Raw genomic sequence first — 17,701 nt, 5'->3', positions numbered from 1 at the left:
GGCCGTCAGGGACGACCGCCCCGGGGTCCGGAATCCTCAGGCGCCGGCGCTCGAGTGCTGCGCCCGCCCCTGCCGGACGCCGGTTCCCGGCGTCGTCACTCGCTCGGGGCGTCGTCCACCGCGATGTCGATCTCGGCGTCGCTGCCGTCGACCGCGGTCACGGTGATCGTGACGCCGTACTCCTCGCCCGTCTCCTCGTCGGTGAGGAGGCAGCGGGTGGTCGCGTCAACCTCCGCCGGGAGGTCCTCGTCGCAGGAGATGTCCGGACGGACGCCGACCTCCTCCTCGAGGAGATCGGCGGTCCGGGTCGCCAGGTCGTCCGAGGCGATGGAGCTCGAGCAGGCGCTCAGGCCGAGAACGAGTGCGGGCGCGGCTGCCAACAGGTACAGGCGGCGTGCGGTGCGGCTGATGACTATCTCCCCGGGTCGGACGCACGCGGAAGGTTCCCGTGCGAAGCGCCGGGAAAGTAGCAGCGGGATGTCGCTGAGCTGGGCATTCGCATCCGCTGATGCGTCGAGCCGTGACGCGAGTGGCAGACGGTGATCCACGACCACCCGCGGTGCGAGCCCGGGTCGCCCACCCCGCGCGTCACGGCCGGTTGACCTCCGGCTCGACGAGGTGGTCCAGCTCCGGCGGTGACGGACCGGAACGCCGACAGCCGGGCTTGGTGGCCACCCGCGCGGCCAATGTCAGCCGCGCCCCGGGCCGGGACCTGCCCGCTCCAACCGCGCCGACGGCACGGCCCACAGGAAGATCGCCGCGGCGATGACGAGGACGGCCGTCGCATTCACGGGCGCCGACCCTCGGCGTTCGCCTCGTTGGCCGGCGCCGGTGTCACCGCCCTTGGTGCGCCATCATGTCGACCGCGACCGTGGCTGCCAGTACGACGACCGGGTCCTGGTCGGGTGCGATCTCCACGCCGTAGGTGTCGGCCACCCGGAACCACTTCTTCGACACGCTGGCCACCGGGGTGCGGCCGTCGGTGACCGTGTACTCGTGGTCGAGGACGTTGCCCTGGATGTCCAGGTCCGGCCCGTCTCCGATCTTCACGACCCAGCGATCCCGCAGCGGGGTGATCAGCGCCTTCTTCACCATCCCCACCCGGTGGCCCTCGGCGTCCTCGATCTCCATCGAGTCCTTGATCCGGGCGACCCGTTCCTGGATCTTCGCCAACTCGCGCCCGTCCGGGTCCTCGAAGACCAGCGTCTTGCGCAGCCGCAGCGCCTTGCCGTCGACCTTGTACGCTCGCTGCCCGCGGTCGGTCTCGATCCAGTAGTCGTCGCCGATGGAGACCAGCCGCTGGCGCATTCTGTAGTGCACCCGCTGTTCGCCGCCCCGGCGCTCTTCCCGCCGCTCCTCGCGTCGTTCCCGCCTGCCTCGCAGCATGCCGTCACCTCACTTCGGTTCGCAGGCCTCAGCCTCGCGGGCGCGCCGGGACAGCGCCTCATCCGCTGTGGCGGATCGACCGCACCCCACTGCCCTGACGGGCACCCTCCGCCTCTCGACGCCGGGATGGTGAGTCCCCAGCAGGCGCTCGGGGTCTGACAAGAGGCGATGAACAGCGGCGGAGCTCCTCCACGCGCCCCCTCGTAGCTCATGAGCGCTGCCTGCGCGTGCTGTGCCCGAGATCGGAAAGTCCCGGCACCGGCCCCACCAAGAACGATGCCGAGGTGGCCCTGCCTCCGTGGACCCGGCTCCCACTGCCGGCGATCTCCCGCGTCTTCGCGAACCGGTACCCGTGCCCCTCTAGCTGTCGTGACCGGAGGACGGAAGGAGCCGGCGATCACCGAGTACCGGGAACGAGCTGCGGAAGTCCTCCAACTCGGCCAGGTCGAGGGCGACCGACAGCACCTCCTCCCCCACTCCCGCGCGGGCCAGCACTGCTCCGTCCGGCCCCACCACCTGGCTGTTTCCGCCCATGGCCACGCCGCTGTGCGTCCCGGCGGTGTTGCACTGGATGACGAAGCACTGGTTCTCCAGGGCACGGGCACGACCGAGGAGCTGCCAGTGCTCCACCCGAGCCAGGGGCCACGCCGCGGGGACGACGAACACCTCGCTGCCCGCGTCGAGCAGAGCACGGAACATCTCGGGGAACCGGAGGTCGTAGCAGGTGGCGAGGCCCAGCGTGACCCCGCCCCCGCGCCGGCCGGTCAGCTCGCTCGTGACGATCTCCTCCCCCGCCTCGAGGAGCACCGGCTCACCCTCACCGAACCCGAAACGGTGCACCTTGCGGTACGTCGCGCGGATCTGCCCGTCGGGGCCCAGAACCACGGAGGTGTTCCAGAGGCCACGCCCCTCCGGGCCGGGCGACGACCCGGAGGCGACCCGTTCCACCAACGAGCCGATGTGGACGACGGCACCGGTCTCCCGCACGGCGGCCGACAGGGCGGCGACCGTCGGGCCGGTGAGCGGCTCGGCACGCGCACGCCACGCGGAGTGTGCGAACCCGCCGTGCGACCACAGTTCGGGCAGCACGATGAGGTCCGCGTCCTGCTGCTGGCGCACCAGTTGGGCGACACGGGTCACTCGCTGTTCGACGGACTCGTCGTCGCCATAAGCGACCTGGACGACACGGACCTGGAGCACCGGCCGGGCGTCATGCCCGACCGGTGCGGAGGGCGTCGGCTGCGGAAGTCGTGTCACGGCTCGTCGTTCGTTCTTCCTCTGTCGAGTGGGCACTCCAGGCCCAGCCTTGGTTGGACGCGGCTGTGTGCTCGCCAGCCGTCGGCCGGCGAGCACACAGCCACGTTCGGGACCGGGCCTCGGACGCCCGGCTCATTCCCGGTCAGCTGATGAGCGGCATCGCCATGGGACGCAGCGGCGAACCGGTGGCTCCCTTGAGCCGGATCGGCGCGGCGATGAGGCAGAACTCCGCGACGTCGTCGCGTGCCAGCTCCTCGAGGTTCATCAGCTCGATCATCGGCACACCGGCCTCGGTGAGGAAGTGGCAGTGGCCGGGCAGCCAGTTGTCCTCGTGCTGCGAGGGGCCTACCTCGACGCACTCCTGGTCGGCACCGATGGCGATGATTCCCTGGTCGGTGATCCACCGGGCGGCCTCCAGGCTGAGGCCGGGCGGGTTACCCAGCACCTTGGACCCGTCGGGCCAGAAGGCCATCCGGCCGGTGCGGACCAGAGCGACGTCACCCTCTTCCAGGGTCAGGCCCTTCTGCTCCAGCGCCTGCTGGCAGTCCTCCACCGTGATCGCATAGGACGGGGGCAGGCATTCCTGGCCCTTGAGCCCGGCGATGTCGAGCAGGATGCCCCGGGCGACGATCGGGGGGATCTGCTCCGCCCCGCCGCGCATCCAGTGCCGGCTGCCCAGGCTGTCCTCGGCGGTGAACCCGTTGTAGATCTTCCCGTTCACGCCGAAGTGGTTGAGCGCGTCGATGTGCGTCCCGGTGTGCGTGTACATGAAGATCACGTCGCCCGAGTAGCACACCCGCCCGTTGACGTCGTCGCCGACGCCGTTGAGGTTGTCGACCGCCGTGCCGGCTGGCGTGTGGCTCATGAAGATCTGGTAGGCGGGGTCACCGGCCGCCTGGAAGCTGGGCATGCCGACGAAGTAGTCGATGCTCAGGTCGTACACGTGCGAGCCGTCGGCGCGGGCGAGGATCTTCGCCTGTGACACCCCGGTCATCTTGTTGAGCGCGCCCCGCTCGTCGTCCGCCCCGTAGGGGCTGATGCCGACCTTGATGTCCGCGCGCGCCATCACGCCTCCTCGCGCACGAAGTCGACGACAGCGCGCTCGGACACCATCGGCAGGAGCTTCTCCACGACCTGGCTGTGCAGCGGGTGGTTCGAGTACTCCTCCAGGCCCACCCAGTCGTCGAAGTCGGAGATGAGCACACCGTCCCACGGACGGCCGTTCTCGTTGGGCTCGCCCTGGTGCGCCGCCAGCTCCCAGCTGCGCAGGGGCTCGAGGCCCTTGAGGGAGTCGAGGAGGTCGATGATCTCTTGATTGTCGCACCCCTCCGCGACCTGCCACATGAAGATGTGTCGAAGCATGTCCGCTCTCCTGTCGGTGAAATTCACGCAGAACGTCGTCGATTTCGTCGGGCTTGCCGGTCAGGCCGTATGGGCGCCCCCCGTGCCGGCAGGGAAGGCGGCGGACGCCCCGCGGTCGCGGGTGGTGCCGCCGGCCGCCGGGCCCGGTCCAGCGGCCGTCATTGCTGCTGGTGGCGGACCAGTTCGGGCTCCACGAGGTAGGTGATCCGTCGCTCGCCCTCGGCCCGGAAGGGGTACCGGTCCACGCCCAAGTACTTCTGGGCCAACCGGTCGATGTGGTCGTCCGCGCCGGCGGTACGCCCCGTCGCGCGCCCCCGGATCTCGACGTACTCGTAGGGATTGGCCGGGTCGTAGACGAGCAGCGTCACCCGGGAGTCCCGCTCCGCGTTGGCCGGCCAGCGCCGGCCGATGGCGCTGTTGACCGCAGGCATCCCGTCCTCGACGTTCACCCACACGACAGCGCTGTGGATGGCGCCGTCCTGGGTGTGCGTGGAGATGACCGCGTGGTTCCGCCCCTCGAGCAGCCGCTGCACCACGGCCTCGTTCAGGTCCGCCATGTTCTCCGCCTCTCTGACGTCCGCCTCGGTTCGACAGCCGTGTCAGCCGGCCAGCAGGAAGCCGGTCGCAGCCGTGACGAACTTGCCGTTGATGAACAGCAGTGGGCTCTTCTCGGGCTCCACGCGGACCGAGAGCACCTCCGCCACGTGCAGGTCGTGGTCGCCGGCGGACACGACCTGCCAGCCGCTGCACTGGTAGGCCGCCACGACGTCGTCGAGCTCCGGAGCCTGCCCGGGCGTCATCCGCCAGCCGATCTCCAGGTCGTCCTGCTGCCGCCCGCAGAACTGCAGCGCGAGGGCCTCCTGGTCCTCGCTCAGCACGTTGATCGCGAACCGCGCACCCGCGAGACGGGAGGCAGCCGCGGCGGTACGGGCCACGGAGACCAGCGCGAGCGGCGGATCGAGCGAAACGGACGTGAAGGAGTTCACGGTGAATCCGCGCGGCTCCCCCTCGACCTCGTACGTCACCACGGTGACGCCGGTGGCGAATCGTGAGAACGCGCCGCGCAGTTCGGCTGCGGTCAGTGTCCTGGCCACGAAGATCCCCTCCCAAGGGTCACGAGCACGTTAGTGTCTCAGAAACTTTGCTAAGTAACTTAGCTTTTTATCGAGGCATGGGCAACGGTTGGTCTTCTGTGGCTGCCGGGAAGTGCGCCCCGGGCGGGAACCGCCACGTGCTGCGGCGGCTCCCGTCGACGGTCAGCTCGGGGGCGCCAGGGGATTCCGCTGCTCGGGCAGGCTGCCAACCGGCCCCGCCGCCGGCGGTGTCGCACCCTGGTCGAGCTCCATGACTGCCACCTCGCGGCGGGCACGGTCACGGGCGCGGCTGACCAGCACGGAGAGGACCAGCGCGAGCCCGAGGGCGATGTTCTGCTGATTGGAATCCATGCGCATCAGGTTCATGCCGTTCGTGAGACCGACGATGAAGAGCACGCCCAGCACCGTGCCGCCGACGCTGCCGCGACCGCCGAGCAGGGAGGCGCCCCCGATGATGGCGGCGGTGATCGACTGCATCGCCAGCTCGGCCCCGAGCTGCGGCTGCCCCGAGGAGACGCGAGCGGTCAGCAGCCAGCCGGCATACGCGGTCACGACCCCGCCGAGGACGTAGGCCATGACCAGGTTCGTCCCGACACGCGTCCCCGCCACCCGGGCGGCGAGCTCGTTGCTACCGATGGCGAACAGCGACTTCCCGTACTTCATGCGACGGAGCAGCACGTAGAGCAGGAAGATGACCGGCAGGATCATGAGCAGCGGGACGGGGACGACGCCGAACACCCGCCCGGAACCGACCTCGTGGGTGAACACCCGCGGCAGGCCACTGACCTCCGAACCGCCGCTCACCAACATCGTCACGCCGGTGAAGATGCCCATGCTGGCGAGCGTGACGATGAAGGCGTTCACCTTGAGGACGGCGACGCCGATCCCGTTGACCAGTCCGACGACGAGGCCGACCAGCAGCGCCACGACCAGACCCCAGATCAGGGCGATGCCGGAGTACTCGTCCACTCCCCCGTACACCGACTGCATGACCAGCGCGGAGGTGACGCTGGTCAAGGCGACGTTCGCGCCGACGGAGAGGTCGAAGCCGCCCGTGACCAGGATCAGCATCTGAGCCAGGGAGACGAGCAGCAGGTAGACCGACTGGGTGGCCACCGAGCTGAGGTTGCTGCTGCTCAGGAATACCGGGTTGACCAGCGTGACGCCGACGACGAGCAGCAGGAGCAGGAACGGCAGCGGGCCCGCGGTGGCGAATGCCTTGAGGAACCAGTAGCGGCGGCCTCGGCCGGCCGTCGTCTCGGGTGCCGGAACGGCGTCCTGCTGCACCGGCTCTTGTAGCTGGGTCATCACACGGCCTCCTGAACTCGCGCTGTCGGCTCGTCCGCGCCGTGGCCGAAGGCGGCCGCGATCACTGCCTCGTCGCTGATCTCGTCACCTACGAGTTCGGCGCAGACGGCACCGGAATGCATGACGTAGACCCGGTCGGAGAGCCCGACGATCTCCTCCAGGTCGCTGGACACGACGAGGACACCAACGCCGTCGTCGCAGAGCCTCCTGAGCTCCTCGTAGATCTGCTGGCGCGATCCCACGTCGACACCCGCGGTCGGCTCAGCGACGACGAACACTTTCCGTGGCCGGGTGAGCGCCCGCCCGAGCACGACCTTCTGCTGATTGCCGCCCGAGAGCAGGCCGACCTCCTGCTGGGGATCCGCGGGCCGGACGTCGAGGCGTCGGATCATGCTGATCGCCGCCTCACGCAGCTGCCCCCGGTGCAGGAACCCGAACCGACCATGGGCCTTGGATGACGAGGCCTCGAGATTGATGTTGTCCGCCGTGGTCAGCTGGAGAGCCAGGGACTCCCGCTTGCGGTCCTCGGGCATGAAGCCGACGCCCGCGGCCAACATCTTCCTGATCTGGGGCCGGGAGGTCCGGTACTCGAGCACCTCGACCTCTCCCGAGGTCGTGTGCTCCAGCCCGGACAGCACCCGGGCCACGTCCCCCTTCCCGGCCCCGACCAGGCCGGCGATCCCGACGATCTCCCCGCTCCGGACGTGCAGCGAGACGTCACGGACCTTGCCGTTGGCGCTGCTGACATCGGTCAAGCGGAGCACCGTCGGGCCCAGGTGCCGGGGGTCGGCCTTGTGCGGGTAGACCGCCGTGATGTCCCGACCGATCATCTCGCGCACGAGCTCGTCGTCGGTCACCGCGCTGACCAGGTGGGTTCCGGTCCGTCGGCCGTCCCGCATCACCGTGACCCGCGTTCCGAGCCGCCGGATCTCGGCCATGCGATGGGTGATGTACAGGATCGCCCACCCCTGGTGGACGAGGCGGTCCACGATGCCGAACAGCCGTTCGGCCTCCTTCTCACTCAGCGCCGCGGTCGGTTCGTCGAGGATGAGGGCCCCGGGCTTGCCCATGACGGCCTTCATGATCTCGACGAGCTGCTGCTCCGACCGCGGCAGCGCACCCACCTCGGCGTTGAGCGAGAAGGTTCCCCCGACGAGCTCGCGAGTACGCTCCGCGGCCTCCCGCATCGCTGCGGTGTCGATCAGCCGCCGCCGCAGCGGCTGGCGACCGAGGAACAGGTTGTCGAGCACGCTCAGGGTGGGAGCCAGGCTGAAATCCTGGAGCACCACGTTGATCCCCTCGTCCCGGGCCACGCCCGGGTTGTGGTGCGCCACCTCCCGCCCTCTGATGAGGATCTGCCCGCTGTCCGGGTGATACGTCCCGAGCAGCGTCTTCACCAGAGTGGACTTGCCGGCTCCGTTCTCGCCGAGCAGAACATGCACTTCCCCGGGTAGGAGGTCCAGGGACACAGCATCGAGAGCGAGGGTGGGACCGAACCGCTTGGAAATCTCCTGGAGAGACACCGTGGGCACTGTCGCAGTCATCGGATTCTCCTCGGCGAGATCAGTCGGTCAGCTGCCCGAAGGGGCCCACTCGTAGACCGGCTTGAAGTCCCGCGGACCGAACAGCTCGACGTAATCGACCTCGTCGACGTTCTCGTCACTCACCATCACCGGGACCGGGCCGACTCGCGTGGCCCGCAGCTCCTCGCCCTCGAGCAGCCGCACCGCCATGTCCATCGCGATGCGCCCCTGGAACGGCGTGTGGTCGGCCACCGCACCCGCGGCGTCGCCGTTCTGGATCGCCTCGTACAGGCCGGGGATGATCGTGTAGCCGTAGACGCCCAGCTCACCGGTCTTGCCGGCATTGCGCAGCGCGACCACGCCGGCCTCCGCGGCGATGTCCACGCCGAAGACGTCGGTCATGTCCGGGTAGGCCTGCAGCGCGTCCTGGATCAGCGAGAGCTGGACGTCGAGGCCGGTGTCGCCCCGCCGGACGACGGTCGTCTCGACACTGGTGCCCTCCGTGACGTCGGCGAAGCCCTGCGCGGCGTCGTTGGCGAACGTGGCACCGTCCGGACCAGGGAACACGCCCACCTTGCGCGGTTCGCCGTTGGACGTCTCGACGAGGTGTTCAGCGGCGAGCGCCGCGGTGTCGTAGTAGCTGACGACGGCCTGGGCGAACAGTTCGCTCGACTTCACGGCGTCGGAGCAGTTGGTGCCGTTGATGAAGTCGATCACGACGATGCCGGCCTCGATCGCCCGCTCGATCGTCGAACAGTTCCCGTCCGCGCTGATCGCACCCAGGATGATGGCGTCGTAGCCCTGGACGATGCAGTCGTCCATCTGGGAGATCTGGGTCGACAGGTTCCCGTAGCCGCCGGCCTCGAACATGTTGTACTGCACGCCGAGTCGCTGGGCCTCCATGAGGTTGCCGTAATTGGCCGACACCCAGAGCGCGTCCTTCACGTGCGGCAGCAGGGCACAGACCTTCCAGTCACCCTCGACGCCGTCCGGCGACATCGGCTCGTAGTCAGCCTCCTCGGTCGTGCCGTCGGGCTGGGTGTAGTCGGCAGCGATGGTCCAGTTCTCGGAGGCGTCCGGGGCGGCCGCAGCCTCCTCGCCGGCTCCTCCCGCTGCTCCGCAAGCGGCCAGAACGGCGACGACGGCACCGGCGAGAAATGCTCTCACCGAGTTCTTCATGCGCATGGCGATGGGACTCCCTTCGATTGTCGATGCAGGAAAGCGGTGCGGACTTTCTGAACATCCAGGCGTGAGGGGCCGACGAAATAATGCTGTGGAGAAAGCCGCTCGAGAAGAGCGGCGAGATCGGGGGTGACGCCTGGGCGGCGGGCGCCCGGAACAAGCCGGCGTCACCAGGAAGCCCGATCAGAATTGCGCCGGAACTCCGTGAATCACCCGGGGCCGTCCCTGGAGTTTCGGCCCCGGTCGGCTCAGCGAGCGGCCGCGGGAAGGTCGTACGACTTCATGTACGAGTCGAGCAGCTCGGCCCCGCGCCCCCAGTCGAAGGTGCGGTAGGCGTTGCCGCGGACGACGAATGTCGCACCGTTGTAGAAGATCTCGTACTGAAGGTGCCGCGACGCGAACTCGCTGCCGATGGCGTCCCAGGCGAGCTTGAAGAGCTTGACCCGCTCCTCGGGCGTGGCGACGGAGGACTTCTGGGTCTTGAAGATGAGGTCGGCCAGCATCGGGTTGCTGTAGTCGTCGGCGCTGGAAGGCAGCATGATGACGCCGCCGCCGGCGAGCTCGCGCAGCGTCTGGATGACCTTGGGATACAGCTGCTGGGTCAGCACCTGCGAGGAGTAGAGCAGCGCCGGGTCCGGGATGAAGTACTCCCCGTACTTGTAGCCCTTGACCTCCATGGCGTGCAGCAGCGCGTCGACCGAGCCCACCTCCGCGGCGAGCTGCCCGAGCTGCTCGCGCACCTGCGGGAAGCCGAGCGTGCTGTTGATCTCGGCGATCCGGTGGGCGATGGCGGCGAGGAACTGGAACTTGACCAGCAGCCGGACGTTGCACTGGTAGTTCTGGTAGACGTGCACCGGCGTGCCGTGGAACTGCCGCTGCAGCATGCCGATGTCCTGGTTGACGAAGACCCGCTCCCAGGGCACCTTGACGTCGTCGAAGTAGAGGACCGAGTCGGTCTCGTCGAGCCGGCTGGACAGCGGGTTGTCGAAGGTGGAGAGCGCGGCGGCCTCGTAGGACTTGCGCGACAGGATCCGCAGGCCCTTCGCGTTCATGGGCACCGCGAAGGAGACGGCGTACCGCTCGTCCCCCGGCTGCAGCGGCTGCACCCCGCTGACGAACACCTCGTTGGCCATGACACCCGAGGTGGCGAGCATCTTCGCGCCGCGCACGGTGATGCCTTCGCTGTCCTCGTCCACGACGCCGAGCGTCAGGTAGGGGTCGGCCTGCTCGCTGACGGACTTCGACTTGTCCGCCTGCGGGTTGATGATCGTGTACGTCAGGTAGAGGTCGTTGTCGCGGCAGTGCTCGTAGTAGTTGCGCACGGCGGCGCCGCGCGCGGGGTCGTACTCGTCGTACACGTGGGCGGACATGTACATGGCGGCGATGCAGGACGCCACGTGGTCCGGGGAGCGACCGAAGAAGCCGAGGTGCGGCTCCTGCCACTTCATGAGGGCCTGCCGGCGACCGACGAGCTGCTCGTAGCTCGTCGGCAGCTCCCACGAGCGGTTGACCCGCTCGCCCGTCTTCGGGCTCTCGAACGTGAGCTGGGGACCGAGAACCGGATCGGTGTGCAGGTCGTAGAGCGACGCGGCCACCCCGACCGATTGCCGGAATGCCGGATGCTCTGTGACGTCCTCGACCACCTTTCCATCGACGTAGACCTCCCGGCCGTCGCGGAGGGAGTTCAGGTGGTCAGCTCCGGTCTTGGTCATTCCTTCAGTCCAATCGCTGAGGGCCGCCGTCAGAGACGACGGACCACCCGGCCCGGAGGAATGGGATGGCGCCGTCGTCGTCGTCGGCCGCAGATCTCAGCCGGCCTCATCATCGGCCAGCCTTGGTTGGTGTTTCTTGAGGAGGTATTCCATGTAGAGCTCGGCCTCGTCGCCCTGGCTGACCAGCTGCTTCAGCACTTTGGACAAGACCAGGAATTCCTCCCTGGTGATGTTTGCGAACAAGCGGTCGTTCACCGGGCGCTGAAAGGTGCTCAGCTCGTCCAGTCGGGCTTCTGCCTCTGCGGTGACGGACAGCGAGACCCGCCTGCGGTCCTGCTGGTCCCGGACCTTCTCGACCAGGGCGAGCTTGACCAGCTTGTTGACTTCCGATGTAACGAAAGCGCCGCTGACATGCAGGAAGTCGGCAACGTCAGTGATGCCGATGGCGCGTTCTCCCGACAGCAGTCTGATGGCGATGAGGGTCGAATACTGCGGCCCCGTGACGCCGAGGAGCGCGCCTAGCCCATTTCGAACCTCCTCCAGTCGGCTGCTGAACGCCAGCAGGTCGTAGATCAGAGCCCGGAACCGCTGGTCATCGACGCCGTTGTCGAGCAGCTCTGGCCGGGTGGTGGTGACTGTCTTCAAGAGTTACCTTCCGCGGATTGCTAGGTAAGTTAGCTGTGTAGGTTTGAGTGTGTCAAGGGTCTCATCAGCCGGGTCGCGGGCGCTGTTGGGCTGCACGGCGCCCCGCCGGCCCCCGCCCCGTATCGCCTCCACTCAGCGCGACATCACGAAAGGACGTCCGCGTCGAACGCTCATCGGCGCGGCTTCTCCGGACACCCGCGATCAGGTCCGCCACCGGACCGCCCGGCGGCGAGGGGTCGAGCCCCAGTTGACGACTACCACGCCCCCTCGCCCTGCAGAGCTGGGGCACTCCGCTCCGCCAGGGCCACCCGATCGCCGACGATCGCCTCCGGCTGCAGGGCGACCAGGGCGCGCCGGACAGGAACCACGCCCGCTCGATCCACACCTCGCGCCGCCGATAGCTCCGAGCCCGCACTCGGAGGCCGGCTCCGTCACGCGCACCGCCCCGCGGCCTCTCGAGCCGCACGTGCCCACGAGGCGCCGCCCGGCTCGGCAACTGGAACGCAGGCAACGCTCTCCTGCCGTCCCACTCGGCGACGATGACCTGCGCGACCTCCCCTCTCGAGGCCGGCTCGCACAGCAGACCACTGACAGCCACCTCTGGCCCACCGCCGAGGACCGGATGAGGAGGGCAGCGCAGCAACTACCGGAGGAACGTTTCCGACCGCGCAGGGTCGGAAGGCCGAGCACTGCGCTGACCAGCGCGGATGCGCCGAGTCACACGTTGAAGCGGAACTCCACGACGTCGCCGTCCTGCATGACGTAGTCCTTGCCCTCCATGCGGACCCAGCCCTTCGCCTTGGCCTCGCTCATCGACCCGGCCTCGACCAGCTGGTCGAAGGAGACGATCTCGGCCTTGATGAAGCCGCGCTGGAAGTCGGTGTGGATGACCCCGGCGGCCTGCGGGGCGGTGGCGCCGACCGGGATCGTCCAGGCGCGGGCCTCCTTCGGCCCGGCGGTCAGGTAGGTCTGCAGGCCGAGGGTGGCGAAGCCCACGCGGGCCAGCTGGTCCAGGCCGGGCTCCTCCTGGCCGATGCCGGCGAGCAGCTCGGCGGCCTCCTCCTCGGGCAGCTCGGCGAGCTCGGCCTCGATCTTGGCGTCCATCAGGATCGCCTCGGCCGGCGCGACGAGCGCGCGCAGCTCCGCGATGAGCGACTCGTTGGCCAGCTCCTCCTCGTCGACGTTGAAGACGTAGAGGAACGGCTTGGTGGTCAGCAGGCTCAGCTCGCGCAGCGGCTCGGGGTCGACCCCGGCGGCGAACAGGGTCCGCCCCTCGTTCAGCACCTGCTGCGCGTCCTGCGCCGCGGACAGCAGCGCGGCCCGCTCCTTGTCCTTCCGGGCCTCCTTCTCCAGCCGCGGGATCGCCTTCTCCAGCGTCTGCATGTCGGCCAGGACCAGCTCGGTGTTGATCGTCTCGATGTCGTCGGCCGGGCTGATCTTGCCCTCGACATGCACCACGTCAGGGTCGGTGAACACCCGGATGACCTGGCAGATCGCGTCGCTCTCGCGGATGTTGGCCAGGAACTTGTTGCCGAGTCCGGCGCCTTCCGAGGCGCCGCGCACGATGCCGGCGATGTCCACGAACGACACCGTCGCGGGGATGATCTTCTGGCTGCCGAAGATCTCCGCCAGCCGCTGCAGGCGGGAGTCCGGGACGCCGACCACGCCGACGTTGGGCTCGATGGTGGCGAACGGGTAGTTCGCGGCCAGGACGTCGTTCTTCGTCAACGCGTTGAACAGCGTCGACTTGCCGACGTTCGGAAGCCCGACGATGCCGATGGTGAGACTCACGGAAGTCCAGAGTACGGCCCCCGGAGTCCCGCCCCCCTCCGAGCATTGTTCGCCCTCTCGGAGTTCTGCAGGGCTGCGTCAGCACGAGGAACGCTCCGGAAGCGCGGGGCCACGTCAGGCCGGTCCTCGGTTCGTGGAACACGTGCACCGAGTTGTCGCCGGTCATCTCGACCGCGGGGCTCGAGCCGCTGCCGCTCCCCGCCCGAGAGCATTCCGGTACACGGTACGGAGATCGTGTGCGAGAGGCTGAGGGCATGGCGACGGAGTTCACGGGCACCGGCGACCCGGCCCGCAGCATGGCGCTGCTGTGGCGCACCCCCGGCGAGCCGGTGTCCCGCCCGGGCCCCCGGGCCGGGCTGGACGTCGACCGGATCGTGGCCGCGGCGGTGCGCCTGGCCGACGCCGAGGGGCTGTCGGCGTTGTCCATGCGCCGGGTGGCCGCCGAGCTCGGCGTCGGGGCGATGACTCTCTACACCCACGTCCCCGGCAAGGGCGAGCTGGTCGACCTCATGCTCGACTCGGTCCTCGGCGAGCTCTACCCCGCCGAGGAGGCGGTGACCTCCGGCAGCTGGCGCGACCGGCTCACCACGGTCGCCCGCGCCAACTGGGACCTCTTCCTCCGCCACCCGTGGGCGCTGCACCTCGCCACCGGCCGCCCGCCCCTGGGCCCCCACCTGATGCGCAAGTACGAGCTCGAGCTGCGCGCGGTCGACGGCCTGGGCCTGTCCGAGGTGCAGATGGACCTGCTGGTCACCCTGGTCACCGGGTTCGTGCGCGGCACCGTCGGCGGAGTGCAGGAGCGGGCCGATGCCGAGCGGGTCACCGGCCTCGGCGAGGACCAGTGGTGGGCGGCCACCGAGCCCTACCTCGCGCAGGTCTTCGACGCCGAGCGTTTCCCCACCGCCGCCCGGGTCGGCCCGGTGGCCGGGGAGGAACTGCAGGCGGCCTTCGCCCCCGAGCGCTCGTTCGCGTTCGGCCTGGAGCGGTTGCTGGACGGCGTCGCGGCGCTGGTCGCCGACCCCGCCCGCAGCTGAGAGGTGTTCACGGCGGCGTCCGAATCCCGCCAGTCCCCTCGCCCCTGCGGTGCCATGCTCGTCCCCATGACACCGCCGCTGGACCCCGAGCGCTGCTACCGCGCGGTCGCCAGCCGCGACGCCCGGTTCGACGGCTGGTTCTTCACCGCCGTCGCCACGACCGGCATCTACTGCCGCCCGTCCTGCCCGGCCCGCACCCCGCTGGCCCGCAACGTCACCTTCTTCTCCACCGCGGCCGCCGCCCAGGGCGCCGGCTACCGCGCCTGCCGCCGCTGCCGCCCCGACGCGGTCCCCGGCTCACCGGAGTGGGACGTCCGGGCCGACGTCGTGGCCCGGGCGATGCGGCTGATCGCCGACGGCGAGGTGGAGCGCTGCGGCGTCCCCGGGCTCGCCGCCCGGCTCGGCTACTCCGAGCGCCAGCTGCACCGGCTGCTCGTGGGCGAGCTCGGCGTCGGCCCCCTGGCGCTCGCCCGCGCTCAGCGCGCGCAGACCGCGCGGCTGCTGATCGAGACCACCGACCTGCCGATGGCCGACGTCGCCTTCGCCGCCGGCTTCGCCAGCATCCGCCAGTTCAACGACACGGTGCGCGAGGTCTTCGCCGCCACCCCGACGCAGCTGCGCCGCGCCCGGGTCGTCGCCACCGGGGGCACCCCCGGCTGGCTCACCCTGCGGCTGGCCGCGCGGGCGCCGTACGACGCCGCCGAGGTGCTGCTCTTCCTCGGCGCGCACGCCGTCCCCGGCCTGGAGGAGTGGGACGGGACGACGTTCTCCCGCGTCCTGGACCTACCGCACGGCCCGGCGGTGGTGCAGCTGTCGCCCGCTCCGGACGGCGCCGCGGCGGTCACCGCCCGGCTGCGGCCGGCCGAGCTGCGCGACCTGGGTGTGGCGGTGAGCCGGTGCCGCCGGATGCTCGACCTGGACGCCGACCCGGCGGCCGTCGACGACACCCTCGGCGCCGACCCCACCCTGGCCGCGCTGGTGGCCGGCGCGCCCGGGCGCCGCGTCCCCGCCTCCCCCGACGCCGCCGAGCTGGCGGTGCGGGCGGTCCTCGGCCAGCAGGTGTCGGTCGCCGGCGCCCGCACGCTGACCGCCCGGCTGCTGACCGCCGGCACCCCGCTGGCCGAACCGGTCGGCACGCTCACCCACGCCTTCCCCCGCCCAGCCGCGCTCGCCGAGGCCGACCTGACGGCGGTCGGGCTGACCGGCGGCCGCCGCCGCACGGTGCACGCGCTGGCCGCCGCCCTCGCCGACGGGTCTGTCTGCCTGGACGCCGGCGCCGACCGCGAGCAGGCCGCCCGGGAACTGCTCGCCGTCCCCGGCATCGGACCGTGGACGAAGGCCCTGGTGGCGCTGCGCGGTTTGGCCGACCCTGATGTATGGCTGCCCGGCGACCTCGCGCTGCGGCGCTCCCTGGCCGCGCTGGGGAGTTCCGACGCCGACGCGAGCACCCGCTGGCGGCCGTGGCGGTCCTACGCCGTCATGCACCTGTGGGCGCTCGCCGTGCCCACCCTGTTCACCCGTCGCCTCCCGCCCCTCCCCGAACGGAGCGCCTCATGACTCCTCCCCCCGCCCGGTTCGCCACCGTCGCCACCCCACCCGGGCCGTTCACCGTGGTCGTGACCCCCGGCGCCGACGGCCGGGACGTCGTCCTCGCCGCCGGCTGGACCGACGACGTCGCCGCGCTCCTCCCCGTGGTGCACCGCGCGCTGCGGCCGACCTGGGTCGAGCGGGCCGAGCGGCTGCCCGTGCTCGACACCGTGGACGCCTTCGTCGCCGGCGAGCTCACCGCGATCGACGACGTGCCGGTGCGGCAGCGCTCCGGCCCGTTCCTCGAGGACGCCTGGGAGGTGCTGCGCACCGTGCCCCCGGGCGAGCCGGACACCTACGCCGGGTTCGCGGCCCGGTGCGGGCGGCCCAGCGCGGTGCGCGCGGCGGCCAACGCCTGCGCCCGCAACGCGGCCGCGCTGTTCGTGCCCTGTCACCGGGTCCTGGGGTCCGACGGCGGCCTGGGCGGTTTCCGCTGGGGGACGCCGGTCAAGCGCTGGCTGCTCGACCACGAGGCGGCCGCGGTCCGCCGCCCGCAGCTCACCCTGGTCGTCTGATCCCCGCGCCTCCACCGAACTGTCGGACCCGTCCGGCAACCTCGCAGACCATGGACGCCGCTTCCCTGCTCACCGGTCTGCTCCTCGGCGCGCTGCTGGCCACCGCGGCCACTCTCGGCGTCGTCGCGCTGCTCTCCCGGCGGCGTCCCGCGAACGAGGGGCTGGAGCCGGTGCACGAGTCGCTGGACCACCTGCACCGGCTGCTGGCCGGCATGGAGCGGGCCCGCGCCACGGCGCACGGCGAGCTGCGGGAGCAGATGGGCACCGTCGGCCAGACCTCGACGCTGCTGCGCCAGGAGACTGCGGCGCTGGTGACCGCGCTGCGCACGCCGCACGTCCGCGGCCGCTGGGGCGAGGTGCAGCTGCGCCGGGTGGTGGAGGTGGCCGGCCTGCTGGAGCACTGCGACTTCGTCGAGCAGCCCAGCGCCACCAACGACGCCGGCGCCGGCGTCCGCCCCGACCTGGTCGTCACCCTGGCCGACGGCCGCCAGGTGGTGGTCGACGCCAAGGTGCCCTTCACCGGCTACATCGAGGCCGTGCAGGCCGAGGAGGTCGCGGTGCGCGCCGAGCGGGTGGCCGCGCACGCCCGCCAGTTGCGCGCGCACGTCGACACGCTCTCCGCCCGCCGGTACCCGACGGCGTTCCGCCCGGCGGCGCCGTTCACCGTGCTCTTCGTGCCCTCCGACGGCTTTCTCACCACCGCGCTGGAGGCCGAGCCGGGGCTGCTCGAGTACGGCTTCGCCCGCGATGTGGTGCTGGCCACGCCCAGCACGCTGCTCGCCCTGCTGCGCACGGTGGCCTACTCCTGGCGGCAGGAGCGCCTGGCCCGCGACGCCGACCAGGTGCTCGAGGTGGGCCGCCGGCTGCACGCCCGGCTCACCACGCTGTCGGGCCACCTGACCCGGCTGGGTTCGGCGCTCGGCGCGGCGATGACCCGCTACAACGAGACGGTGGGCTCCTACGAGGGGTCGGTGCTGGTCGCCTCGCGCCGCTTCGACGACCTCGGCGTGGCCGAGGCGCCCGTGCCGAGTCCCCAGCCGCTGGAGGCCACGATCCGGACGCTGCGCCCCGCGGAGACGCCGGTCACCGACGACGGCCGCGAGGAGACCCGCGACGGCACCACCGGCTGACCGGCCCGGCGTCCCGCGCGTCGCGCGCGTACCGTCCCGTCCCGGCCACCACGGCCGTCACGCACAGTGGCCAATTCGACACGCTGACGTGTCGCGCGTCGCCCTCGCCCTCCGTGCTGCTCCCAGACTCCATCGCTACCGTGGGCCTCCCAGCGAGCCCGGTCGGGGCTCACCA

Annotated in this window: 17 protein-coding genes; 4 read left to right on the top strand and 13 right to left on the bottom strand. The window is 70.6% G+C overall.

Annotation, left to right across the window (positions count from 1 at the left end):
* Positions 1 to 95: 95 nt before the first annotated feature.
* The 13 genes from BMZ50_RS14160 to ychF all read right to left on the bottom strand — a co-directional run bounded on the left by BMZ50_RS14160 (position 96) and on the right by ychF (position 13,260).
* On the bottom strand, positions 96 to 380 hold the full coding sequence (locus tag BMZ50_RS14160) for a DUF4333 domain-containing protein (protein WP_218146250.1): 285 nt from the start codon (positions 378 to 380) through the stop codon (positions 96 to 98).
* A 454-nt stretch (positions 381 to 834) separates the two neighbouring features.
* Complete coding sequence (locus BMZ50_RS14155; protein ID WP_091325683.1) at positions 835 to 1,386, bottom strand: LURP-one-related/scramblase family protein; 552 nt, start codon at positions 1,384 to 1,386, stop codon at positions 835 to 837.
* A 360-nt stretch (positions 1,387 to 1,746) separates the two neighbouring features.
* Positions 1,747 to 2,586, bottom strand: coding sequence for a carbon-nitrogen family hydrolase (locus BMZ50_RS14150; RefSeq protein WP_091325682.1), 840 nt, complete (start codon positions 2,584 to 2,586; stop codon positions 1,747 to 1,749).
* Positions 2,587 to 2,785: 199 nt separating this feature from the next.
* Positions 2,786 to 3,709, bottom strand: coding sequence for a cyclase family protein (locus tag BMZ50_RS14145; RefSeq protein ID WP_091325680.1), 924 nt, complete (start codon positions 3,707 to 3,709; stop codon positions 2,786 to 2,788).
* The gene (locus BMZ50_RS14140) at positions 3,709 to 4,005 is read right to left on the bottom strand and encodes a Dabb family protein (protein WP_091325679.1); all 297 of its coding nucleotides are present in this window, start codon (positions 4,003 to 4,005) and stop codon (positions 3,709 to 3,711) included. The genes BMZ50_RS14145 and BMZ50_RS14140 overlap by 1 nt, the downstream gene beginning before the upstream one ends.
* A gap of 158 nt (positions 4,006 to 4,163) precedes the next feature.
* Positions 4,164 to 4,562, bottom strand: coding sequence for a TIGR03618 family F420-dependent PPOX class oxidoreductase (locus BMZ50_RS14135; protein ID WP_091325677.1), 399 nt, complete (start codon positions 4,560 to 4,562; stop codon positions 4,164 to 4,166).
* A gap of 42 nt (positions 4,563 to 4,604) precedes the next feature.
* Positions 4,605 to 5,099, bottom strand: a complete 495-nt coding sequence (locus tag BMZ50_RS14130; RefSeq protein ID WP_177212784.1) for a flavin reductase family protein — start codon at positions 5,097 to 5,099, stop codon at positions 4,605 to 4,607.
* Between the two features lie 162 nt (positions 5,100 to 5,261).
* Positions 5,262 to 6,407 carry an ABC transporter permease gene (locus tag BMZ50_RS14125; protein ID WP_091325674.1) on the bottom strand — a complete coding sequence of 382 codons (1,146 nt, stop codon included), beginning with the start codon at positions 6,405 to 6,407 and terminating at the stop codon, positions 5,262 to 5,264.
* Entirely contained in the window at positions 6,407 to 7,951 is a 1,545-nt protein-coding gene (locus BMZ50_RS14120; protein WP_091325671.1) for a sugar ABC transporter ATP-binding protein, read from the bottom strand. Before BMZ50_RS14120 ends, BMZ50_RS14125 begins: the two co-directional genes overlap by 1 nt.
* 27 nt (positions 7,952 to 7,978) lie before the next feature.
* The gene (gene torT / locus BMZ50_RS14115) at positions 7,979 to 9,109 is read right to left on the bottom strand and encodes a TMAO reductase system periplasmic protein TorT (protein WP_177212783.1); all 1,131 of its coding nucleotides are present in this window, start codon (positions 9,107 to 9,109) and stop codon (positions 7,979 to 7,981) included.
* Positions 9,110 to 9,360: 251 nt separating this feature from the next.
* Positions 9,361 to 10,824 carry a 4-hydroxyphenylacetate 3-hydroxylase family protein gene (locus BMZ50_RS14110; protein ID WP_091325666.1) on the bottom strand — a complete coding sequence of 488 codons (1,464 nt, stop codon included), beginning with the start codon at positions 10,822 to 10,824 and terminating at the stop codon, positions 9,361 to 9,363.
* Positions 10,825 to 10,920: 96 nt separating this feature from the next.
* Positions 10,921 to 11,469 carry a MarR family winged helix-turn-helix transcriptional regulator gene (locus BMZ50_RS14105; RefSeq protein ID WP_091325664.1) on the bottom strand — a complete coding sequence of 183 codons (549 nt, stop codon included), beginning with the start codon at positions 11,467 to 11,469 and terminating at the stop codon, positions 10,921 to 10,923.
* Between the two features lie 717 nt (positions 11,470 to 12,186).
* Positions 12,187 to 13,260 carry a redox-regulated ATPase YchF gene (gene ychF / locus BMZ50_RS14100; protein ID WP_091325662.1) on the bottom strand — a complete coding sequence of 358 codons (1,074 nt, stop codon included), beginning with the start codon at positions 13,258 to 13,260 and terminating at the stop codon, positions 12,187 to 12,189.
* A gap of 254 nt (positions 13,261 to 13,514) precedes the next feature.
* Between ychF and BMZ50_RS14095 the strand changes: the two genes are divergently transcribed.
* From BMZ50_RS14095 to BMZ50_RS14080, 4 genes are all read left to right on the top strand, one after another.
* The gene (locus tag BMZ50_RS14095) at positions 13,515 to 14,294 is read left to right on the top strand and encodes a TetR/AcrR family transcriptional regulator (protein ID WP_091325661.1); all 780 of its coding nucleotides are present in this window, start codon (positions 13,515 to 13,517) and stop codon (positions 14,292 to 14,294) included.
* Positions 14,295 to 14,360: 66 nt separating this feature from the next.
* Positions 14,361 to 15,851: an AlkA N-terminal domain-containing protein gene (locus BMZ50_RS14090; protein WP_091325943.1), complete on the top strand. Its 1,491-nt coding sequence runs from the start codon at positions 14,361 to 14,363 to the stop codon at positions 15,849 to 15,851.
* Positions 15,848 to 16,396 carry a methylated-DNA--[protein]-cysteine S-methyltransferase gene (locus BMZ50_RS14085; RefSeq protein ID WP_091325659.1) on the top strand — a complete coding sequence of 183 codons (549 nt, stop codon included), beginning with the start codon at positions 15,848 to 15,850 and terminating at the stop codon, positions 16,394 to 16,396. Before BMZ50_RS14090 ends, BMZ50_RS14085 begins: the two co-directional genes overlap by 4 nt.
* A 50-nt stretch (positions 16,397 to 16,446) precedes the next feature.
* Positions 16,447 to 17,526, top strand: a complete 1,080-nt coding sequence (locus BMZ50_RS14080; RefSeq protein WP_091325657.1) for a DNA recombination protein RmuC — start codon at positions 16,447 to 16,449, stop codon at positions 17,524 to 17,526.
* Positions 17,527 to 17,701 lie beyond the last annotated feature (175 nt).

It is taken from the genome of Geodermatophilus ruber (assembly GCF_900114385.1).
GTDB lineage: Bacteria > Actinomycetota > Actinomycetes > Mycobacteriales > Geodermatophilaceae > Geodermatophilus > Geodermatophilus ruber.
The sequence above is the reverse complement of the archived record's forward strand: the minus strand, read 5'-3'. Positions and strand labels throughout refer to the sequence as shown.